27 protein-coding genes and 1 other RNA gene are annotated in these 25,616 nt (G+C 74.7%); 16 read left to right on the plus strand and 12 right to left on the minus strand.

Annotated elements, in window-relative coordinates; all coding sequences use genetic code 11:
* Positions 1 to 149: 149 nt before the first annotated feature.
* A complete protein-coding gene (locus A4V12_RS16585) occupies positions 150 to 800 on the minus strand; it encodes a TetR family transcriptional regulator (protein WP_064070132.1) in 651 nt (216 codons plus the stop codon).
* Positions 801 to 1,018: 218 nt separating this feature from the next.
* On the opposite strand from A4V12_RS16585, the gene A4V12_RS16590 reads away from it, so the two are divergent.
* From A4V12_RS16590 to A4V12_RS16605, 4 genes are all read left to right on the plus strand, one after another.
* Positions 1,019 to 2,323, plus strand: coding sequence for a glycosyltransferase family 4 protein (locus A4V12_RS16590; RefSeq protein ID WP_064070133.1), 1,305 nt, complete (start codon positions 1,019 to 1,021; stop codon positions 2,321 to 2,323).
* Positions 2,324 to 2,378: 55 nt separating this feature from the next.
* The gene (locus A4V12_RS16595; RefSeq protein WP_064070134.1) at positions 2,379 to 3,119 is read left to right on the plus strand and encodes a class I SAM-dependent methyltransferase; all 741 of its coding nucleotides are present in this window, start codon (positions 2,379 to 2,381) and stop codon (positions 3,117 to 3,119) included.
* Positions 3,116 to 4,216 carry a prenyltransferase/squalene oxidase repeat-containing protein gene (locus tag A4V12_RS16600; protein WP_064070135.1) on the plus strand — a complete coding sequence of 367 codons (1,101 nt, stop codon included), beginning with the start codon at positions 3,116 to 3,118 and terminating at the stop codon, positions 4,214 to 4,216. Before A4V12_RS16595 ends, A4V12_RS16600 begins: the two co-directional genes overlap by 4 nt.
* A gap of 148 nt (positions 4,217 to 4,364) precedes the next feature.
* Positions 4,365 to 4,952, plus strand: coding sequence for an AMIN-like domain-containing (lipo)protein (locus A4V12_RS16605; protein WP_199831303.1), 588 nt, complete (start codon positions 4,365 to 4,367; stop codon positions 4,950 to 4,952).
* 57 nt (positions 4,953 to 5,009) lie between these two features.
* On the opposite strand, the gene A4V12_RS16610 is transcribed toward A4V12_RS16605, so the two are convergent.
* The 4 genes from A4V12_RS16610 to A4V12_RS16625 form a co-directional block, all read right to left on the minus strand.
* Positions 5,010 to 5,303 (minus strand): hypothetical protein, encoded by a 294-nt coding sequence (locus A4V12_RS16610; protein ID WP_064070136.1) that lies wholly within the window; start codon positions 5,301 to 5,303, stop codon positions 5,010 to 5,012.
* A 126-nt stretch (positions 5,304 to 5,429) separates the two neighbouring features.
* A complete protein-coding gene (locus tag A4V12_RS16615; RefSeq protein WP_064070137.1) occupies positions 5,430 to 6,272 on the minus strand; it encodes a hypothetical protein in 843 nt (280 codons plus the stop codon).
* Positions 6,273 to 6,440: 168 nt separating this feature from the next.
* Positions 6,441 to 7,322, minus strand: coding sequence for an N-acetylmuramoyl-L-alanine amidase (locus A4V12_RS16620; protein ID WP_064070138.1), 882 nt, complete (start codon positions 7,320 to 7,322; stop codon positions 6,441 to 6,443).
* Positions 7,323 to 7,397: 75 nt separating this feature from the next.
* On the minus strand, positions 7,398 to 8,048 hold the full coding sequence (locus tag A4V12_RS16625) for a class I SAM-dependent methyltransferase (RefSeq protein ID WP_064070139.1): 651 nt from the start codon (positions 8,046 to 8,048) through the stop codon (positions 7,398 to 7,400).
* 118 nt (positions 8,049 to 8,166) lie between these two features.
* Between A4V12_RS16625 and A4V12_RS16630 the strand changes: the two genes are divergently transcribed.
* On the plus strand, positions 8,167 to 9,609 hold the full coding sequence (locus A4V12_RS16630) for an MFS transporter (protein WP_079137084.1): 1,443 nt from the start codon (positions 8,167 to 8,169) through the stop codon (positions 9,607 to 9,609).
* Between the two features lie 58 nt (positions 9,610 to 9,667).
* Positions 9,668 to 9,889, plus strand: a complete 222-nt coding sequence (locus A4V12_RS16635; protein WP_064070141.1) for a hypothetical protein — start codon at positions 9,668 to 9,670, stop codon at positions 9,887 to 9,889.
* A 277-nt stretch (positions 9,890 to 10,166) separates the two neighbouring features.
* On the opposite strand, the gene A4V12_RS38035 is transcribed toward A4V12_RS16635, so the two are convergent.
* Both A4V12_RS38035 and A4V12_RS16640 read right to left on the minus strand, forming a co-directional pair.
* Positions 10,167 to 10,319 carry a hypothetical protein gene (locus A4V12_RS38035; RefSeq protein ID WP_199831305.1) on the minus strand — a complete coding sequence of 51 codons (153 nt, stop codon included), beginning with the start codon at positions 10,317 to 10,319 and terminating at the stop codon, positions 10,167 to 10,169.
* A gap of 50 nt (positions 10,320 to 10,369) precedes the next feature.
* Entirely contained in the window at positions 10,370 to 11,677 is a 1,308-nt protein-coding gene (locus A4V12_RS16640) for a hypothetical protein (RefSeq protein ID WP_064070142.1), read from the minus strand.
* A 266-nt stretch (positions 11,678 to 11,943) separates the two neighbouring features.
* Between A4V12_RS16640 and A4V12_RS16645 the strand changes: the two genes are divergently transcribed.
* From A4V12_RS16645 to A4V12_RS16660, 4 genes are read left to right on the plus strand one after another with little or no spacing between them, the layout of a single operon-like run.
* Complete coding sequence (locus tag A4V12_RS16645; protein ID WP_064070143.1) at positions 11,944 to 12,759, plus strand: Nif3-like dinuclear metal center hexameric protein; 816 nt, start codon at positions 11,944 to 11,946, stop codon at positions 12,757 to 12,759.
* The gene (locus A4V12_RS16650) at positions 12,756 to 13,499 is read left to right on the plus strand and encodes a CT398-like coiled coil hairpin domain-containing protein (protein ID WP_199831307.1); all 744 of its coding nucleotides are present in this window, start codon (positions 12,756 to 12,758) and stop codon (positions 13,497 to 13,499) included. Before A4V12_RS16645 ends, A4V12_RS16650 begins: the two co-directional genes overlap by 4 nt.
* A gap of 8 nt (positions 13,500 to 13,507) precedes the next feature.
* Positions 13,508 to 14,998: a bifunctional RNase H/acid phosphatase gene (locus A4V12_RS16655; RefSeq protein WP_064070194.1), complete on the plus strand. Its 1,491-nt coding sequence runs from the start codon at positions 13,508 to 13,510 to the stop codon at positions 14,996 to 14,998.
* Between the two features lie 5 nt (positions 14,999 to 15,003).
* On the plus strand, positions 15,004 to 15,846 hold the full coding sequence (locus tag A4V12_RS16660; protein ID WP_064070144.1) for a GNAT family N-acetyltransferase: 843 nt from the start codon (positions 15,004 to 15,006) through the stop codon (positions 15,844 to 15,846).
* 97 nt (positions 15,847 to 15,943) lie between these two features.
* On the opposite strand, the gene eda is transcribed toward A4V12_RS16660, so the two are convergent.
* On the minus strand, positions 15,944 to 16,570 hold the full coding sequence (gene eda / locus A4V12_RS16665) for a bifunctional 4-hydroxy-2-oxoglutarate aldolase/2-dehydro-3-deoxy-phosphogluconate aldolase (protein WP_107415420.1): 627 nt from the start codon (positions 16,568 to 16,570) through the stop codon (positions 15,944 to 15,946).
* 58 nt (positions 16,571 to 16,628) lie between these two features.
* Positions 16,629 to 17,393, minus strand: coding sequence for a peroxide stress protein YaaA (gene yaaA, locus A4V12_RS16670; protein WP_064070146.1), 765 nt, complete (start codon positions 17,391 to 17,393; stop codon positions 16,629 to 16,631).
* A gap of 110 nt (positions 17,394 to 17,503) precedes the next feature.
* Here yaaA and A4V12_RS16675 point away from each other — a divergent pair, with 110 nt between their 5' ends.
* Complete coding sequence (locus tag A4V12_RS16675) at positions 17,504 to 18,943, plus strand: RNB domain-containing ribonuclease (RefSeq protein ID WP_064070147.1); 1,440 nt, start codon at positions 17,504 to 17,506, stop codon at positions 18,941 to 18,943.
* On the opposite strand, the gene A4V12_RS16680 is transcribed toward A4V12_RS16675, so the two are convergent.
* Both A4V12_RS16680 and A4V12_RS16685 read right to left on the minus strand, forming a co-directional pair.
* Positions 18,894 to 19,712: a hypothetical protein gene (locus A4V12_RS16680; RefSeq protein ID WP_064070148.1), complete on the minus strand. Its 819-nt coding sequence runs from the start codon at positions 19,710 to 19,712 to the stop codon at positions 18,894 to 18,896. The two genes, A4V12_RS16675 and A4V12_RS16680, sit on opposite strands and share 50 nt — an antisense overlap.
* Positions 19,709 to 20,524 (minus strand): MerR family transcriptional regulator, encoded by an 816-nt coding sequence (locus tag A4V12_RS16685; protein WP_064070149.1) that lies wholly within the window; start codon positions 20,522 to 20,524, stop codon positions 19,709 to 19,711. The genes A4V12_RS16680 and A4V12_RS16685 overlap by 4 nt, the downstream gene beginning before the upstream one ends.
* Positions 20,525 to 20,687: 163 nt before the next feature.
* On the opposite strand from A4V12_RS16685, the gene A4V12_RS16690 reads away from it, so the two are divergent.
* Both A4V12_RS16690 and rnpB read left to right on the plus strand, forming a co-directional pair.
* Complete coding sequence (locus A4V12_RS16690) at positions 20,688 to 21,257, plus strand: Uma2 family endonuclease (RefSeq protein ID WP_064070150.1); 570 nt, start codon at positions 20,688 to 20,690, stop codon at positions 21,255 to 21,257.
* A gap of 33 nt (positions 21,258 to 21,290) precedes the next feature.
* Positions 21,291 to 21,692, plus strand: an RNA gene (rnpB, locus tag A4V12_RS16695) — RNase P RNA component class A.
* Between the two features lie 40 nt (positions 21,693 to 21,732).
* Here the strand turns inward: rnpB and A4V12_RS16700 are convergent.
* A complete protein-coding gene (locus A4V12_RS16700; RefSeq protein ID WP_064070151.1) occupies positions 21,733 to 22,821 on the minus strand; it encodes a fatty acid desaturase family protein in 1,089 nt (362 codons plus the stop codon).
* A gap of 160 nt (positions 22,822 to 22,981) precedes the next feature.
* On the opposite strand from A4V12_RS16700, the gene A4V12_RS16705 reads away from it, so the two are divergent.
* From A4V12_RS16705 to A4V12_RS16715, 3 genes are all read left to right on the plus strand, one after another.
* The gene (locus A4V12_RS16705) at positions 22,982 to 24,289 is read left to right on the plus strand and encodes a sensor histidine kinase (protein ID WP_234372199.1); all 1,308 of its coding nucleotides are present in this window, start codon (positions 22,982 to 22,984) and stop codon (positions 24,287 to 24,289) included.
* Positions 24,277 to 24,921 carry a response regulator transcription factor gene (locus A4V12_RS16710; protein WP_064070152.1) on the plus strand — a complete coding sequence of 215 codons (645 nt, stop codon included), beginning with the start codon at positions 24,277 to 24,279 and terminating at the stop codon, positions 24,919 to 24,921. Before A4V12_RS16705 ends, A4V12_RS16710 begins: the two co-directional genes overlap by 13 nt.
* A 138-nt stretch (positions 24,922 to 25,059) precedes the next feature.
* A complete protein-coding gene (locus A4V12_RS16715) occupies positions 25,060 to 25,542 on the plus strand; it encodes an SRPBCC family protein (RefSeq protein ID WP_064070196.1) in 483 nt (160 codons plus the stop codon).
* The last annotated feature ends 74 nt before the right edge of the window (positions 25,543 to 25,616 follow it).

Consider the following 25,616-nt stretch of genomic DNA (forward strand, 5'->3'; position numbering starts at 1 on the left):
CGCCCTTCGGGCGGACGCCGACACTTTGCGGACACTCCCTAGCGCCGCCGCCGCGGCTCCCGCCGCACGCGGCGCGGTCAGGGCCGCCGGTGGGCCCGGCTCCCGCCGCGTCCGCCCCCCCCCCCGCGTCCGCGGCCGGCCCGGCCGGCCTACGCGGGCACGGCCGGGCCGGCCGGCTCCGCGTCCGCCGCCGGGTCCGCGGCCGGGTCCGGCAGGTCGATCAGGCGGCACACGGTCTCGATGTCGACCTTCACCTGGGCGATCGACGCCCGCCCCGACAGCCAGGTGATCAGCGCCGAGTGCCAGGTGTGCTCGATCACCCGCACCACCGAGAGCTGCCGCGGCGTCGGGTGCTCCAGCCCCGTCGCGTCCAGGATGATCGCCGTCGTCCGCCGCGAGACGGTGTCCACCTCCCGGCTCACGCCGCGGTCCGCGAACGTCAGCGCCCGCACCATCGCGTCCGCCAGGTTCGGCTCCCGCTGGAGGGCCCGGAAGGCCCGCATCAGCGTCTCCGCGACCCGCTCCGAGGCGGCCGCACCGGACGGCGGCCGCTTGCGCAGCGTCGCGTGCAGATGGTCGAGCTGGTCCTGCATGGTCGCGACCAGCAGGTGGATCTTGGAGGGGAAGTACCGGTACAGGGTGCCCAGCGCGACCTCCGCCGCCTCGGCGACCTCGCGCATCTGGACGGCGTCGAAGCCGCCCCGGCAGGCCAGTTCGGCGGTGGCGTGGAGGATGCGGCGGCGGCGCGCCTCCTGGCGCTCGGTGAGCGGCGGCGAGGCCGGTCTGACTTCCGCTGTCATGAGTCCCGTTCCGTTGGTTCCGTTCTCCGGCGTACAGGTGTGCGTACGGGCCGGTACCGCCGGGCGCCCGCCGTGGCGTGAATCACCCGGACCGGCCCTCACAGCGGCGCTACCTGCCGGTAGATTCGAAGCTCCTTGAACGATCAAGTCTGAAACTTGTTCTAGATTAGCGCGACCGGTTACGCTCCGGCGAAACGCAAGGCAGAAGGGGGCCGCGAGTGACCGCTGAGGCCATAGAGGCAGGCCCCCGCGGCGGTGACACCGGAGGCGGCGACGCCCCGCTGCGCATCGCGCTCCTCACGTACAAGGGCAACCCGTTCTGCGGCGGGCAGGGCGTCTACGTACGCCACCTCTCGCGCGAACTCGCCCGCCTCGGGCACGCCGTCGAGGTGATCGGCTCCCAGCCCTACCCCGTGCTCGACGAGGGCGTGCCGCTCACCGAGCTGGCCAGCCTCGACCTGTACCGGCAGCCCGACCCCTTCCGCACGCCCAAGCGCGACGAGTACCGCGACTGGATCGACGCCGTCGAGGTCGCCACCATGTGGACCGGCGGCTTCCCCGAACCGCTCACCTTCTCGCTGCGCGCCCGGCGCCACCTGGCCGCCCGCCGCGGCGACTTCGACGTCGTCCACGACAACCAGACCCTCGGGTACGGCCTCCTCGGCGACATCGGCGCCCCGCTCGTCACCACCATCCACCACCCCATCACGGTGGACCGGCAGCTGGAGCTGGACGCCGCGGGCGACTGGAAGCGCCGCGCCTCCGTCCGCCGCTGGTACGCCTTCACCCGCATGCAGAAGCGCGTCGCCCGCCGCCTGCCGTCGGTGCTCACCGTCTCCGGCACCTCCCGCGACGAGATCGTCGAGCACCTGGGCGTCCGGCAGGACCGCATCCGCGTCGTCCACATCGGCGCCGACACCGACCTGTGGTCGCCCGACCCGTCCGTCCCCGAGGTGACCGGCCGGATCGTCACCACCTCCAGCGCCGACGTCCCGCTCAAGGGCCTCGTCCACCTCGTCGAGGCGCTCGCCAAGCTCCGTACCGAGAACCCCGACGCCCACCTCGTCGTCGTCGGCAGGCGCGCCGAGGACGGGCCGGTCGCCCAAGCCATCGAGCGGTACGGACTCGACGGCGCCGTCCGGTTCGTCAAGGGCGTCACCGACGCCGAACTCGTCGACCTGTACCGGAGCGCCCAGGTCGCCTGCGTGCCCTCGCTGTACGAGGGGTTCTCGCTGCCCGCCGCCGAGGCGATGGCCACCGGGACGCCGCTGGTCGCCACCACCGGCGGCGCCATCCCCGAGGTCGCCGGCCCCGACGGCGAGACCTGCCTGGCCGTCCCGCCCGGCGACGCGGGCGCCCTCGCGGCCGGCCTCGGCCGGCTGCTCGACGACGCGGCGCTGCGCGCCCGGCTCGGCGCGGCGGGCCGCGCACGGGTGCTGGACAGGTTCACCTGGGCCCGCGCCGCCCAGGGCACGGCGGAGCTGTACCGCGAGGCGATCGCGGCACGCGGAGCCCGCCGATGACCTCGCCCTCCCCCCGCACACCCTCCCCCCTCCTCCGTGAAAGCAGGCCGTCCCCGTGCTGACCGTCGACTTCACCCGCTTCCCGCTCGCCCCCGGCGACCGCGTCCTCGACCTGGGCTGCGGCGCGGGACGGCACGCCTTCGAGTGCTACCGGCGCGGAGCCCGGGTCGTCGCCCTCGACCAGAACGCCGAGGAGATCCGCGAGGTCGCCAAGTGGTTCGCCGCCATGAAGGAGGCCGGTGAGGCGCCCGCCGGGGCGACCGCCACCGCCATGGAGGGCGACGCCCTCAACCTGCCGTTCCCGGACGAGTCGTTCGACGTCGTGATCATCTCCGAGGTGATGGAGCACATCCCCGACGACAAGGGCGTCCTCGCCGAGATGGTGCGTGTCCTCAAGCCCGGCGGCCGCATCGCCGTCACCGTGCCCCGCTACGGCCCCGAGAAGGTCTGCTGGGCGCTCTCCGACGCGTACCACGAGGTCGAGGGCGGCCACATCCGCATCTACAAGGCCGACGAACTGCTCGCCAGGATCCGCGCGGCCGGGCTCAAGCCCTACGGCACCCACCACGCCCACGCGCTGCACTCGCCCTACTGGTGGCTGAAGTGCGCCTTCGGCGTCGACAACGACAAGGCGCTGCCGGTGCGGGCGTACCACAAGCTGCTGGTCTGGGACATCATGAAGAAGCCCCTCGCCACCCGCCTCGCCGAGCGGGCCCTCAACCCCGTCCTGGGCAAGAGCTTCGTGGCGTACGCGACCAAGCCGCACCTGCCGAAGGCCGAGGCCGAGACCGCATGACGCACTCCGAGGGGGCACCCCCCAGCGAGGCGGGCAGGAGCACCGAACACCTCGTCCTGCCCGGCGTCCTCACCGCCGGTCAGGCCGCCGAGACCGTCGCCGGCATCCTCGCCGCCCAGCGCGAGGACGGCGCCATCCCCTGGTTCCGCGGCCACCACCTCGACCCGTGGGACCACACCGAGGCCGCCATGGCCCTGGACACGGCCGGCGAGCACGCCGCCGCCGCCCGCGCCTACGAATGGCTCGCCCGGCACCAGAACGACGACGGGTCCTGGTACGCCGCCTACCACGACGGCGACCACACCCGGGTCACCGACCACGGCCGCGAGACCAACTTCTGCGCCTACGTGGCGGTCGGCGTCTGGCACCACTACCTCGCCACCGGCGACGACACCTTCCTCGACCGGATGTGGCCCGTCGTGTACGCCGCCGTCGAGTTCGTGCTCCGCCTCCAGCAGCCCGGCGGCCAGATCGGCTGGAAGCGCGAGCCCGACGGCACGCCCGTCACCGACGCGCTGCTCACCGGCTCCTCCTCCATCCACCAGGCGCTGCGCTGCGCCCTCGCGATCGCCGAGGCGCGCGAGGAGCCCCAGCCCGACTGGGAGCTGGCCACCGGGGCGCTCGCCCACGCCATCCGGCACCACCCCGAGCGGTTCCTCGACAAGAACCGCTACTCGATGGACTGGTACTACCCGGTCCTCGGCGGCGCCGTCACCGGCGCGGCGGCGAAGGAGCGGATCGAGAGCGCCTGGGACGACTTCGTGGTCCCCGGCCTCGGCGTCCGCTGCGTCCTGCCCAACCCCTGGGTCACCGGCGGCGAGAGCTGCGAACTGGCCCTCACCCTCTGGGCGATGGGCGAGTCCGACCGCGCCCTGCAGATCCTCCAGTCCATCGGCCATCTGCGCGGCCCCGGCGGCATGTACTGGACGGGTTACGTCTTCGAGGGCAACCGCGCCGTCTGGCCCGAGGAGCTGACCACCTGGACGGCCGGCTCCCTGCTGCTCGCGGTGGCCGCGCTGGGCGGGGACGAGGCGACCACGGCCGTCTTCGGCGGCGAACGCCTCCCGGAAGGGCTGGCCCCCGACTGCTGCGGGTGACCCACCGGACCGGGGTGCCCGGATTCGCCATCCTTGCCGCGGGGTACCCGAGTTGACCGACCGGGGCGTCTTGCGGGTGATTCGTGCGCAACCATCCGGCGGCCCCGGTCGTCCAACCCGACAAAGAACCCAGCGTCAGGGGAAAACGATGAAGCGTCGCACCACGGCACTGGCGACCCTCCTGCTCACGGGCGCCGGTCTCGGACTGCTCACGGTACCGGCCCAGGCGGCCACCACGGCCGCCCCGCGGGCCGCCACCGTCTGCCCCACCGGCTGGGGCAGCGCCCAGAAGACCGCCGCCGCCGCGGCGACCGCCTCGCTGCGGGACATCAGGACCGGTCGCCACGAGTGCTTCGACCGGATGGTGTTCCACGTCCCCGGGGTCGGCAGCGGCCGGATCGGCTACGACGTCCGGTACGTGTCCCGGCTCTACCAGGACGGCTCGGGGCGGCACGTCCCGGTCGCCGGCGGGGCCGTGCTGGAGGTGCGCGTCGCCGCGCCCTCCTACGACCCGGAGACCGGCGGGGCGACGTACCGGGGCAGGGTGGCCCAGCCGCTGCCCGGGGTGAACCTCACCGGCTACCGGACCTTCAAGGACACCCGGTTCGCGGGCAGTTTCGAGGGCGACACCCAGGTCGGCATCGGCGTCCGCGCCCGGCTGCCCTACCGGGTCCTCCAGCTGCCCGACCGCCTCGTGGTGGACGTGGCCCACACCTGGGGCACCACCGCCCGCTGACGGCCGTCCCCGGCGGCCGGCCGCCGGGCCCCGCCCGGGCCGGCCGGCCCGCCGGTGTCAGTACCGGCGCAGACGGCCGGCGAGGGCGTGGCCGAGGAAGAGGTACACGAGCGCGGCGAGACCGTAGCCCGCCACCACCCGCAGCCAGGCCGTGTCGAAGGTGAACAGGTCGTGGGACCAGCCGGCGAGCCAGCGTGCCGTGTCCTGGACGAACTGCACCAGGTCGTTGGCCCGGTTGGCGTCGAAGAGATACATCAGGATCCACAGGCCGATGATGGCGGCCATGACATCGGCGACGACCGCTATGGCGGTCGCCGCCTGCGCGCTACCGTTCCGGTGACGGGGAGACATGCGCTACGGATTGCCGCTGCGCCGCCCCACAAACCAGCCGGCGGCGCCGGTCCGGCCCCCGCGGGCGGTACGACGACGGCCCCCCGCCCGGAAGGGCGAGGGGCCGTACGCGTACGGGACCGGGGCTCAGCCGCGCTGGATGCCCGTGGTGTCCTGGAGCACGCCGCGGCGGCCGTCCTGTGTCTGGGCCACCAGGCCCTGGCCGCGCTGCTCGACCGCCAGGTACCAGGTGCCGGGCGCCAGTTCCGCGATCGGCGTCGGGGAACCGTCCTCCGCGTACAGCGGACGGGCCACCGGCACGGCGAACCAGAACGGCGAGAAGTCCGAGGCGGGCGCGGCCTGCTGGCCCTGCCCGCCCTGGGACGGCTGGCCCGGCTGCGGCTGGGCCTGCGCCTGCGGGGCCGGCTGACCGGCGTGCGACGGCTGCGGCTGGCCCGGCTGCCCGGTCTGGCCGCCCGGGTAGCCGTAACCACCCTCGGGCTGCGCGCCGTACGGCGGCTGCTGGGCACCGGGGTAGCCGTAACCGCCCTGCGGCTGCCCGCCGTACGGCTGCGGCTGCTGCGGACGCGGCGCGCCCACGAGGGGGGCCTTGAGCGCCGGGACGAGCGGAGCGGCGACCGCGGCGGCGGCCAGGACGATCGTGGAGAGCAGGCCCAGGATCATGCCGGCACCGGCGTCGGCGTCCATGTCGATGATGGTCCAGAACGCCGTCCACAGGGCGAAGATGCAGAAGGCCACGCCGAACTGGCCCAGGTCGATGCCCGCGACCTTGCGGCCCGGCATGGCGCGCCCGACCACGATCAGCGCCGCCCCGATGACACCGGAGAGGAACATGCTCATGAGGAGGCCCAGGCTGTCCCAGGCGTTGCTCTTGTCGAAGCCCGAGCAGTCGACGCCCGTGGGGCATTCGAAACTGGTGAGGCCGAGGAACGAGGCGATGAACAGCACCACCGCTGCTCCGATCACCACGCCATCGCCTCGAGTGAGGGAGCGGATGTTCACGTGTAAGAGTCCTTCGTCGGTTCGTCTCGTCGGGGTGGCGCGGTGCACGGGGGTGGCCGGCCCCATCGTACGGATGCGGTACGGGTCAGGGTCCGGGGCGACCCCGGACCCCCGGCAGGCTACCGTCCGCCGGAGCTAGCCCCGCAGGTAGGTACGGACGCCGGCCGCGATCCCCTGAGCCGCTTTCTGCCGCCATGCCGCGTCTGTCAGCAATGCGACGTCCTTCGGGTCACGCATATTGCCGCATTCGACGAAGACTTTGGGCACGGTCGACAGATTCAGCCCGCCGAGATCCTCGCGTACGTCCAAACCCGTGCCGCCGCCCACGTAGTTGGCGGGCGCGCTCCCGGTGGCACGGGCGAACTCACGCGCGACGTTCACCCCGAGGGACCGCGACGGACCGACGATCGGCGCGGTGTCGGCCGTGCCGCCCTTGACCGCGGCGGGCAGGATCACATGGAAGCCGCGGTTGCCGGCGGCCGAGCCGTCCGCGTGGACGGAGACCACGGCGTCGGCCCGGGCGGCGTTCCCGAGGCGGGCCCGCTCGTCGATGCAGGGGCCGTAGGGGCGGTCGGCGTCGTGGGTGAGGACCACGGTCGCGCCCAGCTCGCGCAGGAGTGTGCGAAGACGGTGTGAAACATCCAGGGTGAATGCGGCCTCCGTGTAACCGGAGTTGGTGGACGTCCCCGTGGTGTCGCATTCCTTGCGGTTCGTCCCGATGTCCACGGGCCGGTTGATCTCACGGGTGTGAGCGAAGTTGCCCGGGTTGTGGCCCGGATCGATCACGACCGTCCGTCCGGCGAGCGGCGCCGCGCCGGCGGGCGCCGAGCCGGCGGCGGACGGCGCGGAAGGCCCGGGAGCCGGCCGCGTCCCCGGCGGGGCGCCGTCCGCCGGACCGCTCGGCGCCCCGCAGGCCGACGCGCACACCAGCACGGCCGCCGCCGACACGGCGAGGGCGAGGGCGGACGCGGGGCGGCGGCGCGGGCGCGGGGCCGGCGGACTGTCGTCGTGGTGCACACCGTGATGCTAGGCGGTGTCCCGCCGATCGGGCCGGAACGGCGGACGCCGCCGGGCGGGTGGCGGGCCGTCAGGTCAGTGACCCGGTCCCGAACGGCGGAGCACCCGCAGCGAGTCCGTCACCGACACCTCCGTGAACGCGCCCGACTCCAGGGCCCGCAGCCAGACGCGGTACGGGGCCTGGCCGCCGTCCGCCGGGTCGGGGAACACGTCGTGGACGACCAGCAGGCCCCCCTGCGCCACGCGCGGCGCCCAGCCCTCGTAGTCGGCCGTGGCGTGCTCGTCGGTGTGGCCGCCGTCGATGAAGACCAGGCCCAGCTCGCCCGCCCACACCCGGGCGACCTGCGGCGAGCGGCCGACGACCGCGACGACGTGCTCCTCCAGCCCCGCCCGGTGCAGCGTGCGCCGGAACGTCGGCAGGGTGTCCATCAGCCCCACCTCCGGGTCCACCACCGAGGGGTCGTGGTACTCCCACCCCGGCTGCTGCTCCTCGCTGCCCCGGTGGTGGTCGACGGTGACGGCCACGGTGCCCGCGGCGCGGGCGGCGTCGGCGAGCAGGATCGTGGAACGCCCGCAGTACGTGCCGACCTCCAGCAGCGGCAGGCCCAGCTTCCCGGCCTCGGCGGCGGCGGCGTACAGCGCGAGCCCCTCGCGCACGGGCATGAACCCCTTGGCGGCCTCGAAGGCGGCGAGCGTCTCCGGCTTGGGCGCGGCGGGCACGGCCATGGGTTCCTCCTGGTCGGACGTCCGTACTGGGCGGTCACATCGTAGGCGGAGGGGGTGCGGCCGGGACTTCCGGCGTAGGCCCATATCCGCATGTACGGACCGCACCACAACTGCGACCATGACACGCATGCCGCAGCCCCGCACCGAAGCCGACCGCGCCCGCACGGCCACCGGACCCTCCCGCCCCGCCGCCCGCACCTGGGCGGTGCTCCTCGCCGCCTGCGCCGGCCAGTTCCTGGTGGTCCTCGACGTCTCCGTGGTGAACGTGGCCCTGCCGTCCATGCGGGCCGACCTCGGTCTGTCCGCGGTCGGCCTCCAGTGGGTGCTCAACGCCTACTCGATCGCCTTCGCCGGGTTCATGCTGCTCGGCGGCCGGGCGGCGGACCTGTTCGGGCGCAAGCGGATGTTCCTGGTCGGACTCGGGCTGTTCACCGCCGCCTCGGTGGCAGGCGGGCTCGCCGAGCAGGGCTGGCACCTGCTCGCCGCCCGTGCCGCGCAGGGGCTCGGCGCGGCGGTCCTCGCGCCCGCGACGCTCACCATCGTGACCGGCGCGGTGCCGCCCGGGCCCGCGCGGACCAGGGCGATAGCCACCTGGTCGGCGGTGGGGGCGGCCGGCGGGGCGGCCGGCGGACTGGTCGGCGGCGTCCTGACCGACCTGCTGTCCTGGCGCTGGGTGCTGCTGATCAACGTGCCGGTCGGCGTCCTGGTGCTCGCCGGCGCCGCGGTGTGGATCCGCGAGAGCCGGACGGAGGGCGGGCGGCGGCTCGACCTGCCCGGCGCGGTCCTCGTCACCGGTGGCCTCGCGGCGGTGGCGTACGGCATCGTGCAGACCGAGCAGGCCGGCTGGGGCGCGCCGTCGACCCTGTGGCCGCTGCTCGGCGGGGTGGCGCTGCTGGCCGCGTTCGTGGCCGTGGAGGCCCGGGCGAAGGCCCCGCTCATGCCGCTGAAGGTGTTCCGCTCCCGGGCCGTGACGGCGGCCAACGTGTCGATGGTGGTGAACGGCTCGGCCTCGTTCGGCATGTGGTTCTTCATGACCGTGTACGCCCAGAACGTGCTCGGGTACACCCCGCTCCAGGCCGGTCTCGCCCTCGTGCCGAGTTCGGTCAGCGTCATCGTCGGCTCGAAGCTGGCGCCCCGGCTGATGGTGACGACCGGGGCGCGCAACCTCGCGGTGATCGGCACGCTGGTCGCCGCCACCGGGTTCGGCTGGCAGTCGCTGATGGAGGCGGACGGGACGTACGTCACCACCATCCTCGGGCCCGGCGTCCTGATGATGGCGGGCATGGGGCTGGCCATCACCCCGCTCGCCTCGCTCGCCACGTCGGGGGCCGCGCCGGGCGACGCCGGCCTGGTCTCGGGGCTGGTCAACACGTCCCGCACGATGGGCGGGGCCCTGGGGCTGGCGGTCCTGTCGACCGTCGCCGCGGCACGGACGGCGGGCGGGACGGGGCCGGAGGCGCTGACCGCCGGGTACGCGCTGGCCTTCCGCACCGGCGCTGGCATCCTGCTGGCGGGAGCCGTGCTGATGCTGCTCTGGCTGCCCCGCCGGGCCGAGCCGTAGGTCACGGTCGAGGCAGCCCCCTGCCCGATCGGGCCTCCGTGCCGCATACTGGCGGGAAATGACGAACCGATCCGCGCCCCGGCGCCACCTCGCCACCAGTCCCTTCAAAGCCCCCGTCGCCGCACCGGTCAAGCACTTCGCGGTGGGGGACCGGGTCTCCCACGACCGGCACGGCCTCGGCACGGTCATCGCCGTCGAGGACCAGATCGCCACCCTGGTCGACTTCGGGTCCCAGAAGGCCCGCATCGTCAGTCCGTACAAGGGCATGGACAAGCTCTGACCTCCCGACCCGACCCATCCGCGCAGCCGGTCCCGCCGCGTCCCGCACCCGGCGTCCGGTCCGCACGGGGCCGCTCCGGCGCGTGACCCCGTCCCGGCGGTGGCAGCCGGCCGTACCGCCACGGCCCGCGCCACCCCCACGGGACGGCCCGGCCGCGGCGCCGCCGATGCACGCCGCCGTACGGGCGCCGGTCACGACCTCCCGCCGTCCGGCACGGCGAAGGGGCCGCCACCGGGGGTTCTCCCCGGGGCGGCCCCTTCCGGCTGCTGTCGTCCCGTCAGGCCGCGCTGTGGTGCGGTTCCTTGCGGTGGCGGCCGTGCGGCTGCGTCGACAGGTCCTCCGTCGACGCCGCACCGCCGCGGTGCTTTCCGGAGCCGCCGGCGTCCCCCTGCGGTCGCCCGTGGGTCGTGTCGGTGCTGGCTTCAGACATGTGGGAAGTCACCCCGTAAATGATCGCTGACGATGTTGCGGCCCGAGAGTCTATCCAGGGCCCGCGCGGCCGGTGAGCGGCGCCTGCTGGAGCGGTACCGGCTTGCACACACCAGGAGTCGTCACAGGCCCGGACGGTTCCCCACCAGCGCATTCCGCTTGTGCCGATGGTGTGGCCGCATCCGGTACGGACCCTTCCGGCACCGCCGCCCGCCCGTCGCCCGCCCGCACCGCGTCACCGGCGCGCACCGCGCCCGCTTCCCGCTCGTCACCGGCCCGCACCGCGCCCGCCTCCCGGGCGGCGCCCCGGGCCCGCTCGCCGCCCGACCGCGCCGCCTCCACCCGGGCCGCGTCCACCCCGGCCAGCCCGCACGGCACCGCCCCGGTCGCGTACGGCAGCCGCAGCACCCCGTCCCGCGTCCACAGCCCCGCCCCGGCCAGCCAGCCCCGCGGCGCCGGCAACTGGTGCAGCCGCCGCCCCGCCGGCCGCCACAGCCCCAGCCAGCTCCCCGCCGCCGCGTCGATCCGCACCGCCACCGCACAGGTTTCCGGGGTGAGCGTCTGTCCCGGCTGCACCGCGAACGGCGTGACCGCGGCGTCGGGCAGCCGCAGGCACTCCGGGAAGCGCACGGGCATCATGCTGCCCAGGACGCCCCACCCCAGCCGGTGGTGGCCCGGTGACGGCGCGTCGGAACGGATCAGCAGCAGCCCGCTGTCCGGATCCGCCAGCAGCACCCGGTCCTCGCTGTCGTCCGTGATCTGGAGCAGCGGCGTCACCTCGCCGCCCCGCTCCAGGTCCACGGCGACCGCCTTGGCCGGCCCGCCCTCCTCCAGCCGCCGGTCCAGCGCCAGCATCCGGCCGGTACGGTCCAGCCACGCCCCGCCGGAGCACCGCCCCCTGATCTCCGCGACGTGCTCGGGCGCCCCGTGCGCCCCGCCCGCCACCAGCCACACACCCGTCGAGTGCTCCCCGGGCGCCAGCGCGTAGGCGCGCGCCCCGTCCGGGGGCGGGGGCAGCAACCGCAGCGACGCCGACTCGACCGCGCCCAGCGGCAGTTCACCGGTGCGCGGCCCCGTCGGGTACAGCAGCGAGAAGACGTACCGTCCGGCCGTCCGGCGGGCGATCAGCACCCGCCCGTCCACCAGGGGCAGCACCTGGGCGTGCGGGTCCTCGGGCTGGGCGGCGGGGAGGGGGACCGCGTACGGCTCGGGCCCGTCCAGCGTCCAGCGCTCCGGGAACAGGGCCTCGCCGTCACCCGCCAGCCGCGCCGCGTAGGCGCCGTTCGCCGCGATGGTGAAAGCCCGACGCGACACCGCGCCGTCGTCCTCCGCGGCGGTCTCGATGGCACAGGCTGTCATCGACTCGTCACCTCCGGCGACCGAAGCTAGTTTTCGTACTCGAAGCCGAACAATGAGAGTTACCGCACTTCACCTATAAGGGTGTCGATGTCCTGATTCGCCTGAGAAGCGGTGTGCGGTTGTGCTGGCCGGGCCGCCTTCGCCCGCGCGCCGACGGGTCCGGCGGGCGGCCGGCCGCCGGACCGGCCCGGGCCGCGGCCGGCCGTCCCCGGGCGGGAAGCGCCACAGGTACGGGGCCGGAGGGCAGGCCAGGTAGCCTTTCCTCCGTGCCCCGTCTGTCTGAAGTCATCGCCGAGCTCGACGCCCTCTGGCCGCCCGAGCGGGCCGAACAGTGGGACGCCGTCGGCACCGTCTGCGGCGACCCCGACGCCGAGGTCACCCGCGTCCTGTTCGCCGTCGACCCGGTGCAGGAGATCGCCGACGAGGCACTCGCGCTCGGCGCGGACCTGATCGTCACCCACCACCCGCTCTACCTGCGCGGCACGACGACGGTGGCGGCCGGCCACTTCAAGGGCCGGGTCGTCCACACCCTGATCCGCAACGACATCGCCCTGCACGTCGCGCACACCAACGCCGACACCGCCGACCCCGGCGTCTCCGACGCCCTCGCCGGCGCCCTCGGCCTGCGCGTCACCGGCCCCCTCGTCCCCGAGAACGGCCTGGGGCGGATCTGCGAGGTGGACCCGCCCGAGACCCTGCGCGCCTTCGCCGCCCGGGCCGCCGAGCGGCTGCCCGCCACCGCGCAGGGCATCCGCGTCGCCGGCGACCTCGACGCCACCGTCCGCACCGTCGCCGTCAGCGGCGGCTCCGGCGACAGCCTCTTCGACGCGGTGCGCGCGGCGGGCGTGGACGCGTTCCTCACCGCCGACCTGCGCCACCACCCGGCCTCCGAGGCCACCCAGCACTCACCGCTGGGGCTGGTCGACGCCGCCCACTGGGCCACCGAATGGCCCTGGTGCGAGCTGGCCGCAGCCCAGCTCGACGAGATTTCCGACCGTCACGGCTGGGACCTGCGGGTCCACGTCTCGAAGACGGTCACCGACCCGTGGTCCCACCACTCTTCTTCTGGAGCCCCCAACTGAACGCCGCGCCCGCCGACCAGATCCGACTCCTCGACGTCCAGTCCCTCGACGTACGCCTGTCGCAGCTCGCCCACAAGCGCAAGTCCCTGCCCGAGCACGCCGAGATCGAGTCGCTGAACAAGGACCTCAGCCAGCTGCGGGACCTTCTCGTCGCCGCGCAGACCGAGGAGAGCGACTGCGCCCGCGAGCAGACCAAGGCCGAGCAGGACGTGGACCAGGTGCGCCAGCGCGCCGTCCGCGACCAGCAGCGCCTGGACTCCGGGGCCGTCTCGTCCCCCAAGGACCTGGAGAACCTCCAGAAGGAGATCGTCTCGCTGGCCAAGCGCCAGGGTGACCTGGAGGACGTCGTCCTGGAGGTCATGGAGCGCCGCGAGTCCGCCCAGGAGCGCGTGGCCGAGCTGACCGAGCGGGTGTCCTCCGTCCAGTCCAAGGTCGACGACGCCGTCGCCCGCCGGGACGCCGCGACGCAGGAGCTGGACGGCGAGGCCGCGTCCGTCGCCAAGGAGCGCGACCTGGTCGCCGGCTCCGTACCGGCCGACCTGATGAAGCTGTACGAGAAGATCCGCGAGCAGCAGGGCGGGGTCGGCGCGGCCCGCCTGTACCAGCGCCGCTGCGAGGGCTGCCACATCGAGCTGAACATCACCGAGGTGAACGACGTGCGCGCCGCGGCGCCCGACACCGTCGTACGGTGCGAGAACTGCCGCCGCATCCTGGTACGTACGGCCGAATCGGGCCTGTAATGCCGGACCTGCGGGAACTGATCGTCGAGGCCGACGGCGGCTCCCGGGGCAACCCGGGGCCGGCGGGGTACGGGGCGGTGGTCCTGGACCCGGTGTCGGGGGAGCCGCTGGTGGAGGCGGCCGAGTACATCGGCGTCGCCACCAACAACGTCGCCGAGTACAAGGGCCTGGTGGCCGGGCTGAAGGCGGCGCGCGAGCTGGCGCCCGAGGCGACGGTCCGGGTCCGGATGGACTCCAAGCTGGTGGTCGAGCAGATGTCCGGGCGCTGGAGGATCAAGCACCCGGACATGAAGCCGCTGGCGGCGGAGGCGGCCCGGATCTTCCCGCCGTCGCAGGTCACCTACGAGTGGATCCCGCGCGAGCGGAACAAGCACGCCGACCGGCTCGCCAACGAGGCGATGGACGCCGGCAAGCGCGGCGGCCAGTGGCAGCCGTCCACCTCCACGGCCGCGCTGGACGCGGGCGGCGCACGTCCCGGCTCCGGCACCCCCGACGCGGGCGCGGCGAGGGTCGTCGGCGACGCGGCGGCGGGCGCCGCCAAGGCCCGCGCGGCACTCGCGGGGACGGCGAAGGCGGCTGGCACTGGGGCGGCTGGGACCTCTGGGACCGCTGCGACTTCCGGGGCGGCGGGTGCCGCTGGGACCGCTGCGACTTCCGGGGCGGCGGGTGCCGCTGGGACCGCTGCGGCCTCCGGGGCTACGGGGGCGTCCGTGCGGGCCGAGACGGCGGCCGGTGCCCCGGTGGCGTCCGGCGCGGCCCCCTCGGCCTCCTCGGCCGCGTCCGCAGGCGGCCCGCCCGCCGCCGCGGCGGCGAGCCGGGACGCCGGCCGTACCGCGACCGCCGCACCGCCCGTCGGCTGGGCGGCCACGGCGGACCTCGGGGCGCCGGCCACGTTCGTGCTGCTGCGGCACGGCGAGACCGCGCTCACTCCGGAGAAGCGTTTCTCGGGCAGCGGCGGCAGCGACCCCGACCTGTCCCCGGTGGGCCGGCGGCAGGCCGACGCGGTCGCGGCGGCCCTCGCGGCGCGCGGCACGGTCCAGGAGATCGTGTCCTCCCCGCTCGCCCGGTGCCGGCAGACCGCCGCCACGGTCGCGGCCCGCCTCGGCCTGGACGTCCACGTCGACGACGAGCTGCGCGAGACGGACTTCGGCGCCTGGGAGGGCCTGACGTTCGCGGAGGTGCGCGAGCGGTACCCGGACGACATGGACGCCTGGCTGGCGTCCCCCGACGCGGCCCCCACGGGCGGCGAGTCCTTCGCGGAGGTCGCGCTCCGGGTCGCGGCGGCCCGCGACCGCCTGACCGCCCGCCACGCGGGCCGCACCGTCCTGCTGGTCACGCACGTCACGCCCATCAAGACGCTGGTCCGCCTCGCGCTGGGCGCCCCGCCGGAGTCGCTGTTCCGGATGGAGCTGTCCGCCGCCTCCGTCTCGGCTGTGGCGTACTACCGGGACGGCAACGCCTCGGTCCGCCTCCTGAACGACACGTCCCACCTCCGCTGAGCGTCATGGGCTGGGAGTTCACCCACGACGCCGAGGAGTTCCGCCGCGAGGCGGACCGGTGCCTCGCGGCCGACCCGGCGGGCAACACCGTGCCGCTCACCGTCGCGGAGACGGTCCTGCGCCACGGCCCCCGGGCGCTGGGGGCCGGGGACGCCCGGTTCGGACTGTGGCGCCGCGTCCCCGGCGGGCCCGTCGAGGCGGTGGCCGTCCGGACCCCGCCCCGGGACCCGCTGCTGGGCCCCATGCCCGACGAGGCCGCCCGGCAGCTCGCCGAGGCCCTGCGCGGGACGCCCATCGGGGGCGTGAAGGGCGGCGAGCGGTCCGCGCGGGTGTTCGCCGAGTCATGGACGGGGCCGGGAGGCTCCTGGACGGTCACCCGCCGCAGCCGGCTGTACCGGCTCGCCGAGCCGGCTCCGCCCCGGCCCGTCCCGCCCGGCACCGCGCGGCGCGCCACCGCCGCCGACGTGCCGCTCGCCGCCGCCTGGATGAGCGCCTTCGCCGCGGACATCGGCGTGGCCCCGGCCACCGACCACGCGGCGAACGCCGAACGGCGCGTCGGGTACGGAGGGCTGTACGTCTGGGAGGCCGGTGGCGTACCCGTCTCGATGGCCGCCCACTCGCCGGTCGTCGCCGGGCAGTCGCGTATCGCACCCGTCTACACGCCCCCCGAACTGCGGGGCCGCGGCTACGCGGGGGCCGTCACCGCCGCCGTGGGCCACGCCGCCCGGGAGGCGGGCGCCGCGCAGGTGCTGCTCTTCGCCGACCTCGCCAACCCCATCAGCACGGCGCTCTACCAGCGCCTGGGCTACCGCCCGGTGAGCGACCACGTGGACATCGCGCTCCGGTGACCCGCGGCGCTCGCCGGGGCGGCGTTGGCCGGGGCGGTGGTCGCCGGGGCGGCGGCCACGGAATCGGCGAACGCGGGCGCGGCGGCGGGCCGGCGCGTCAGCCGCGCAGCGTCGACGCCTGCCGCGCCAGCGCTTCCACGCGGGCCCAGTCCCGGCCCGCGAGCGCGTCGCCCGGCAGCATCCACGTACCACCGACGCATCCCACGTTCGGCAGCCGCAGGTAGTCCGGCGCCGAAGCGGCGGAGATCCCGCCCGTCGGGCAGAACCGCGCCTGCGGCAGTGGACCGGCCAGTGACCTCAGGTACGCGGTGCCGCCGGCCGCCTGGGCCGGGAAGAACTTCATGTCCCGCACCCCGCGCTCCAGCAGCGCCACGACCTCGGAGGCCGTCGAGACGCCCGGCAGGAACGGCACGCCCGACGCCTCCATCGCGTCCAGCAGCCCGCCCGTCCAGCCGGGGCTCACCAGGAACCGCGCCCCCGCGCCCACCGCGTCCGAGACCCCCCGCCCGGAGACGACGGTGCCCGCGCCGACCACCGCGCCCGGCACCTCGGCGGCGATCGCCCGGATCGCGTCGAGCGCCGCCGGTGTCCGCAGCGTCACCTCGATCGCCGGGAGCCCGCCCGCCACCAGCGCCCGGGCCAGCGGCACCGCGTCGGCGGCGTTCTCGACGACGACCACGGGCAGGACGGGGGCGTGGTCCAGCACGGACGGGGCGGGAGTCATGGGCCCATCCTGCCCAGCCGCGGCAACCATCGCAACGACCGTTGCGGAGGGTGCAATGTCAGTGGATGTCGTCGACCAGCACGTCCAGCTTCCCGGCCGCCGGCGTCTCCACCACGTACCCGAGATCCCCCAGCGCCTCGACCAGCTCACCGGGCGCTGCCGGAACGGCGCCCGCCTCCAGCAGGCTCCGTACGATCCGGCCCTTGGTCGCCTTGTTGAAGTGGCTGACCACCTTGCGCGTGGGCGCGTGCAGCACCCGCACCGTCGCCGTCCGCGCCGCCACCTCGCCCTTCAGCCGCCACGCCGTCGCGTACGCCGCCGACCGCAGATCCAGCACCAGCCCGTCCCCGGCCGCCTCCGGCATGACCTCCGCCATCGGCGCCCGCCAGAACGCCCCCAGCGCCCCGAGACCCGGCAGCTTCACACCCATCGAGCACCGGTACGACGGGATCCGGTCGTCCACCCGCACCGCACCCCAGAGCCCCGAGAACACCAGCAGCGACGTGCGCGCCCGCTCCCGCGCGGCCCCGTCCAGCGTCGCCAGCCCCAGCGCGTCGTACAGCACACCCGTGTAGATCTCCCCGGCCGGCCGCGCACCCGCCGTCCGCAGGGCGGCGTTCTTCGCCACCTCGCCGCGCAGGCCCTCGCTCAGCCCGAGGACCTCCCGCGCCTTCTCCTCGTCACCGGCGCACAGCTCCACCAGCTCCTCCAGCACGGCCGCCCGCGCGGCCGCCAGCCCCGGCAGCGACAGTGAACCCGGCTCCAGCGGAGCGCCGCTCCCCGACGCGGCCTTTCCTTCCGAGGGCGGCAACAGCACGAGCACGGTGGTTCTCCTTCAGTACGGACGAAAACGGGGATGCGGCCCCGCGCCAGCGTACAAAGCGCCGCGGCGCACGAGGTGCCACCCGGTGCCCGGCGCCCTACGCTCGACCCATGCCCCGCCGCCAGATGCGTGTGACCGGCGCGGCCGAGGCGGACCTGCGGGCCGCCCTGCGCGCGCTCCGTACCGAGCTCGACGTCCCCGCCGCCTTCCCGCCGGCCGTCCTCGCCGAGGCCGAGGCCGCCGCCCGGGCCCCGCGCCTGCCCGGCCGCGACGCCACCGACCTGCCCTTCCTCACCATCGACCCGCCCGGGTCCACCGACCTCGACCAGGCCATGCACCTCGCGCGCCGCGCCGGCGGCTACCGCGTCCACTACGCCATCGCCGACGTCGCGGCCTTCGTCACCCCCGGCGGCGCGGTCGACACCGAGGCCCACCACCGCGTCCAGACCCTCTACTTCCCCGACGGCCGCGTCCCCCTCCACCCCGCCGTGCTCTCCGAGGGCGCCGCCAGCCTCCTCCCCGGCCGGACCGTCCCCGCCCTGCTGTGGCGCATCGACCTCGACGCCGACGGCCGCCGCGTCGCCACCCACGTCGACCGCGCCCTGGTCCGCAGCCGCGTCCGCCTGGACTACGAGGGCGTCCAGCGGCAGCTCGACACGGGCACCGCCGAGGAGCCGCTCGCCCTGCTGCGCGAGATCGGCACCCTCCGCCAGCGGCTGGAGACCGAGCGCGGCGGGATCTCCCTCAACGTCCCCGAGCAGGAGGTCGTCGCACGCGACGGCACGTACGTCACCGAGTACCGCGCCCCACGCCCCGCCGACGCCTGGAACGCGCAGCTCTCCCTGCTCACCGGGATGGCCGCCGCCGACCTCATGACCGCCGCCGGCACCGGTGTCCTGCGCACCCTGCCCACCGCGCCGGACGGCGCCGTCGCCAGGCTCCGCCGCTCCGCGAAGGCCCTCGGCGTCGAGTGGCCGCACCACGTCTCGTACGCCGCCCTCGTCCGCGGCCTCGACCCGCACGACACCCGCCACGCCGCCTTCCTCCAGGACTGCACCACCCTCCTGCGCGGCGCCGGCTACACCGTCTTCACCGACGGCGACACCCCCGACCCGGCCGTCCACGCCGCCGTCGCCGACGAGTACACCCACTGCACCGCCCCGCTGCGGCGCCTCGTCGACCGGTACGCCGGCGAACTGTGCCTGGCCGCGGTCGCCGGACAGGAGCCCCCCGAATGGGTGCGGGTTGCGCTGCCGGGCCTCCCGCGACGGATGGCGGAGGGCGCGCGCAGGGCGGGCGCGGTCGAGCGCGGATGCGTCGACATCGTGGAGGCCGCCCTGCTCGCCGGGCGGGTGGGCGAGGTCTTCGACGCGTACGTCGTGGACGTCCACGACCGGGACCCCGCGGTCGGCACCGTCCACCTGGACGACCCCGCCGTCGTCGCCCGCGTCGAGGGCGGCACCGAACCGCTCCCGCTGGGGGCGAGGCTGCGCGTACGGCTCATCCGGGCGGACCCGGGACGGGAGAAGGCGCTGTTCGCGCCCGCCTGAGCGCGTCCACCATGCCCCGGGCGTCGTCCGCGGGGCACCGCACCAGCCGCACCGGGTACGGGGCGCCCAGCAACCGCACGGCCGTGACGGGCTCGCTCAGCACGATGGTCACGGACGTCTGGGATGCCACGGCCAGGTTCAGCACGCCCTCCTCCTTCCGGTGCGAGAACAGCGGCTCGTACCGTACGGAGGCGATCCGCTCCAGCGGGACCACCAGGTCCACGTGCGCCCCCTGGCGCACCCGCAGCCCGTCCCCGTTCAGCGCATGCGGCCGGGTCACCGACGCGGCGTGCAGCCCCAGCACGAACAGCACCGTGTACACGTCCAGCACCAGGAACACGGCGTGCACCACGGGCCAGGACGCCAGCAGGTACGACATGCCGACCGTCTCCACCACGCACACGAAGGCGAACCCGTACATGTACGCCGCCTGGTCCCGGGCGTGCCCGAAGGACCGGGCGCCCGCCCCTCCCGCCCCGTGGGGCCGCCGCGCCGCCCATCGCACCAGGCTCACCATCAGCCGCAGCTCGTGCCCCACGAGCCGGACGACCGGCTCGGGCACCAGCTCCCGCACCGCCTCCCGGTGGCCGGCGCCCCGGCGTCGCAGCCGCACGTACAACAACGCCTCCGCGCACATCAGGGCGACCACCGCGGCCTCCGCCCCCACCACCACGGCCGCCGGTATCCGCACCCCCGCCACCAGGCACACCACCAGCACCAGCTCGGCGGGCAGCAGCGCGTACGCCGCCGCCCGGACCACCCGCCTCACCGCGCACGCTCCGCGGCGATCCGCAGCGCCCGCCGGACGACCCGCGCCTGCGCGGCCGAGAGGTCCGCGAAGAACACCGTGGCCGGCCCGCCCTCCAGGTCGCCCATGTCGTCGGGCACCATCTCGTCCGGCACCAGCCCGGCCAGCATCCGCGCGGTCTCCTCCACCCGGACGTCGTCGGCCGCCGCGTCCGCCAGCGCGTCGAGCCGCGCGTACACCTCGTACGCCCGCTCCATCGCACCCGGCGCCCCGGCCAGCTCCCGCAGGGAGCCCAGCAGCCGGTGCCCCTCCGCCTCCGGCACCACCGTCTCCAGCAGCGCCAGCATCTCCCGGTCCCGCGCCGCCATCGCCGGCTCCGGCCCCGGCAGCGCGGCCGACGCCCTGGCCATGTCCCCGAACAACTCCGCCAGCCCCGGCGACACCGGCCCCTCGGCGGGCAGCCGCCCCTGACGGGCCTGCTCCAGCAGCACGCCGAGCCGCTCCCGGCGCGCGGCGAGCTCCTCCTGCCGCCGCGCCAGGTCGGCGTCCAGCTCCTCCAGCACGTCGACCAGCTCCCGCCCGTCCCTTGAGCTCTCGGCTCCGCTCGAGCAGGGGGACCCCCCACCGTCCGCCAGCACGCCCCGCACCTCGTCCAGCCCGAGCCCCAGCTCCGTGAGCCGCCGGATCCGGGCCAGCAGCACGGCGTCGCGCAGCGTGTAGTCCCGGTAGCCGTTGGCCAGCCGCCGCGGTTCCGGCAGCAGCCCGAGGTGGTGGTAGTGGCGTACCGCCCGCGCCGTGACACCGACGAGGCCGGCGATCTCTCCGATCCGCATGACACCAGTAGAGACGTTGACGCTGCGGCAGGGTCAACCGCAATCACGCGCCCGTCTCCGATCATGTGCCACGATCGAGGGAACGGCTCCCATCTCACCGACAGGCGGCCCGGCGATGTCCCAGTCTGACGAGCGACCGAGGAAGGGGCGTGACATGACTGCCATGGCACATGAACCGCTCACGCAGGCGGATGTCCTGCTGGAGGGCTTCCTGGCGTTGGAGACGCCGGAGGGCTTCCGGGCCGAGCTGATCGAGGGGGAGATCGTCGTGACGCCACCGCCGGACGGCGACCACGAGGACTACAACAGCCTGATCGTCAAGCAGGTGATCAGGCGGGCTCGTACCGACATGGACGTCTCCGGGAACAAGGGTCTGAAGCTTCCCAGTGGGGGCAGTTGCCCCAGGAGCCACGTCATCCCCGACGTCACGTTCGCCCCCGCCGAGCTCCGCCTCTTCCGCGGCGCCGAATCCTGGATGCCGTGCGAGGGCGTGGCGCTCGTCGTCGAGGTGACCTCCAGCCGGCCCCAGCGCGACCGGGAGACCAAGCGCCGCTGCTACGCGCGCGGGGACATCCCGCTGTATCTGCTGGTCGACCGGGAGTCCTCCTCGGTGACCCTGTTCAGCGACCCGGAGAACGAGGACTACCGCCAGGTCCTCACCGTCCCGTTCGGCAAGCCGCTGCCGCTCCCCGAGCCGTTCGGGTTCGACCTGGAGACTGCCGACTTCGTCTGACGTCCTGGCCGGTATCATGGTCGGCACGGCAGACGAGCCGGGCGGACGGCCGCGTGGAGACCCTTCGGGGCGCTCCCCGAGGAACGTCCGGGCTCCACAGGGCAGGGTGGTGGCTAACGGCCACCCGGGGTGACCCGCGGGACAGTGCCACAGAAAACAGACCGCCGGGGACCTCGGTCCTCGGTAAGGGTGAAACGGTGGTGTAAGAGACCACCAGTGCCCAGGGTGACCTGGGCAGCTAGGTAAACCCCACCCGGAGCAAGGTCAAAAGGGGACACCTCGGTGTCCCTGCGCGGACGCATGAGGGCTGCCCGCCCGAGTCCGCGGGTAGACCGCACGAGACCGGCGGCAACGCCGGTCCTAGATGGATGGCCGTCGCCCCGACGACCGCGAGGTCCCGGGGCACAGAACCCGGCGTACAGCCCGACTCGTCTGCCTTCCCCCCTCCACCTCCCCGCCGGCGCGGCGAGGACCGTCAGCCGGCCTCGCGGATCGGCCGGCCCGCGCGGTGCAGGTGGCCCAGGACTTCGCGGTAGGAGCGGAGCAGACCGGTCTCGTAGTACGGGATGCCCTTCTCCGCGCAGAACTCCCTGGTGATCCGGGCCGCCTCGGCGAGCGCGGGCGACGGCATGTTCGGGAACAGGTGGTGCTCCACCTGGTAGTTGAGCCCGCCCATGGCGGCGTCGACGAACCGGCCGCCCCTGACGTTCCGCGAGGTGAGGACCTGGCGGCGCAGGAAGTCCAGCTTCATCCCGGGCGTCACCATCAGCATGCCCTTGTGGTTGGGGGCGAAGACGCACCCCATGTAGACGCCGAGCAGGGCCTGGTGGACACCGATGAAGGCGAACGCCTTGCCCGGCGGAAGAGCGGCGAACACGGCGCCGAAGTACACGACGAAGTGGACGACGAGCAGTGTCCCCTCCAGGAAGGGGCGCTTCATCGTCGGGCTGCGGAGCGCGCGGAAGCTGTTGAAGCTGAGGTTGAGGCCTTCGAGGAGCAGCAGCGGGAAGAAGAGGTACGCCTGGCGCCGTCCTATGAACCTGGCGAGGCCGTTCGCCTGACTGGCCTGCCGCTCGGACCACACCAGGATGTCCGGGGCCACGTCCGGGTCCCGCTCCTCGTGGTTGGGGTTGGCGTGGTGGCGGGTGTGCTTGTTCATCCACCAGCCGTAGCTCATCCCCATGAGCAGATTGGCGGCGATCCGGCCGCCGATCTCGCTGTGCAGGCGCTGCGAGAACACCTGGCGGTGGGCCAGGTCGTGGGAGATCAGCGCCACCTGCGCGAAGACGACCGACATGACCGCCGCGAGGGCGAGCTGCAGCCAGGTGTCCCCGAGGGCGAACAGCGCGTACCCACCGCCGGCGAAGGCCAGGAGCACAAGACCGAACCGCACCGTGTAGTACAGGGGGCGCCGGTCGAGCAGCCCGGCACGCGCCACCCGGCGGCTCAGCCGGGCGAAATCGCTGCCGCCGGCCTCCGGACGCGGTGCGGCCCGCCCCGCCGCGGGGACCTCCGCGGGAACCTCCGCGGGCACTTCCGTCTTCGTCGCGAACTCAATGCTCATGCGGCAAGTCTGCGAAAACCGCGACGCCGGCAGAAGCCGTGTAGCCCCCCTCTTCGAGGGGGAGAAAACCCTACCTTCCGTCCTCCTGCTGACCCGACTGTCGTACGCTCACGGTGAGCGGGAACGCCCGTCGCACCGTCGTACGAGCCGGGGGCCGTCCGTGGGAAGTACGCGGTTGCCGCAGTGGTCGCGGTCGCGCGCCGAGCTGTGGCCGTGGGCGCGCACCGGGCTGGTGGCCGCACGGCGCGGCCTGGCCGTGGCCCTGCTCTCCCAGCTGGGTGCCGTACCGCTGCTCGCCCTGTCCCTCGTCTCCCTGGCCGTACTGCCGGTGGGCATCGGCGTCATCACGCTGCCGATCGCGCTGTTCGCCGTGCGGGGTCTCGCGGACCTGCACCGGCGGTTCCTGCGCGAATGGTGGGGGGTGCGCATCCCCAGCCCCTACCGGCCCCAGGAGGGCGACGACTTCGAGCCCCTGGACGTCCCCAGCAGCGTGCGCTACTGCCGGCGGCTGCTGGCCGACCCGGCCAGCTGGCGGGACCTGCTGTGGCTGCTGATCGACGCCCCGGTCGGTCTGGTCTTCGGCGTGCTGCCCGGCTGCCTGATCGTCTACGGCCTCCACGGGATGGTGGCCACCCCGCTGTTCTGGCCCTTCATGGAACCCTGGTACGGGTACGGCCTGACCTGGCCGGTACACGGTCCCGGGACGGCCGCGCTGGCCCTGGTGCAGGGCACGGGCCTCGTCCTCCTCGGCCTGTGGTGCGGGGAACCGCTGCTCAGGGCCCACACCACCCTCACCCGCACACTCCTGTCGCCCACCGCCACCGCCCACCTGTCGCAGCGGGTGGTGGAGCTGACCGAGACACGCTCCGTGGCCGTGGACGCGCAGGCCGCCGAGCTGCGGCGGATCGAACGCGACCTGCACGACGGCGCCCAGGCCCGGCTGGTGGCGATCGGGCTGAAGCTCGGGCTCGCGGAGCAGGTGTTCGCCAGGGACCCGGCCGCCGCCCACCGGCTGCTCGTGGACGCCCGCGAGGCCAGCGCCCTGGCCCTCGCCGAGCTGCGGAACCTGGTGCGGGGCATCCACCCGCCGGTCCTCGCCGAGCGCGGCCTCGACGGCGCCGTGCAGGCCCTCGCGCTGGACCTGCCGCTGCCCGTACGGGTCGACGTCGACCTGCCCGCCCGGCCGCAGGCGCCGGTCGAGTCGGCCGGCTACTTCGCCGTCGCCGAGGCCCTCACCAACGTGGTCAAGCACAGCGGGGCGGCGTCGGCGTGGGTCCGGCTCGACCATGCCGACGGGCGGCTGCGGCTGGTCGTCGGGGACGACGGCTCCGGGGGCGCCACCATCCGGGAGGGCGGCGGGCTGCACGGCCTGCGGCGCCGGCTCACCCCCTTCGACGGAACACTCGAACTGGACAGTCCGGTGGGCGGACCCACCACAGTGACCATGGAGCTGCCGTGCGCGTGGTGATCGCCGAGGACCTCGCCCTGCTGAGGGAGGGCCTCATCCAGCTGCTCACGCTCAACGACTTCGAGGTCGTCGAGGCCGTGGAGAGCGGACCCGAACTGCTGCGCGCCCTCCTGGAACACCGCCCGGACGTGGCGGTCGTCGACGTGCGGCTGCCGCCGACCTTCACCGACGAGGGGCTGCAGGCGGTGGCCGAGGCGCGCCGGGAGATACCCGGCCTGCCCGTCCTCGTCCTGTCGCAGCACGTGGAGCACCTCTACGCCAAGGAACTGCTCTCCGACCACCGCGGGGGCATCGGGTACCTGCTCAAGGACCGGGTGTTCGACGTCGGCGAGTTCGTCGACGCGGTGCGGCGCGTGGCCGCGGGCGGCACGGCGATGGACACGTCGGTCATCTCGCAGCTGCTGGCCCGCAACGCGATGCAGGGCCCGGTGCAGTCCCTCACCGGCCGGGAGCGCGAGGTGCTGGGCCTGATGGCGGAGGGCCGCAGCAACGCCGCGATCGCCCGGCAGCTGAGCATCACCGAGAAGTCGGTGAGCAAGCACACCAACAGCATCTTCGGCAAGCTGGGCCTCGCCCAGTCCTGTGACGACAACCGGCGGGTCCTCGCCGTGCTCGCCCACCTCAACCTGTAGAAGGCGGCCGGGTGGGGACGGTGCCCGGCGGCCCGGCCCGGGGATCGGCCGGTGGGGGCCGGCCGGCCGGGGCGACGCGTCCCGCCCGTCCGGCCCGTCCGGCTCGTCCGGTCCGTGCGCCTCGGTGACAATCCCGGTATGGGCAATGCGCCGCAGGTCACCGCCGTCACCGTCGAACGGCACATCGCCGCCCCGCGCGACCGCGTCTGGGAGGCGCTCACCGACCTGCCCGGCATGCCCGGCACCCTGAGCGGCGTCACCCGGGTGGAGGTGCTGACGGAGGGCCCGTTCCAGACCGGGACCCGGTGGATCGAGACGCGCCGGATGTTCGGCAAGGAGGCCACCGAGGAGATGTGGGTGACCGCCTGCCACGCCCCGGCCCGCTACGTGGTGGAGGCCGAGTCCCGGGGCACGCACTACGTCTCGGAGTTCACCGTGCGGGAGACGGCGCCCGGGCGGACCCTGGTCCGGATGGTGTTCTCCGCCCGACCGCCGGGCGGCGTCCGCGGCCTGCTCGCCCGGCTGCTGGGCGGGCTCGGCCGCCGGGCGGTGGCCAGGGCGGTGGAGCGCGACCTGGCGGACGTGGCCCGCACGGTCGAGCGGCGGCCGGACGGCGCCTAGGCGGTACGCGCTCGGGCGCTGCGGGCGTCCTAGGTCGTGTCCGTAAAGTCTCGCCTGGCCCGCGGCGCCCTGCA

This window comes from Streptomyces noursei, from assembly GCF_001646665.1.
In the GTDB taxonomy this organism is placed as follows: Bacteria; Actinomycetota; Actinomycetes; order Streptomycetales; family Streptomycetaceae; genus Streptomyces; species Streptomyces lavendulocolor.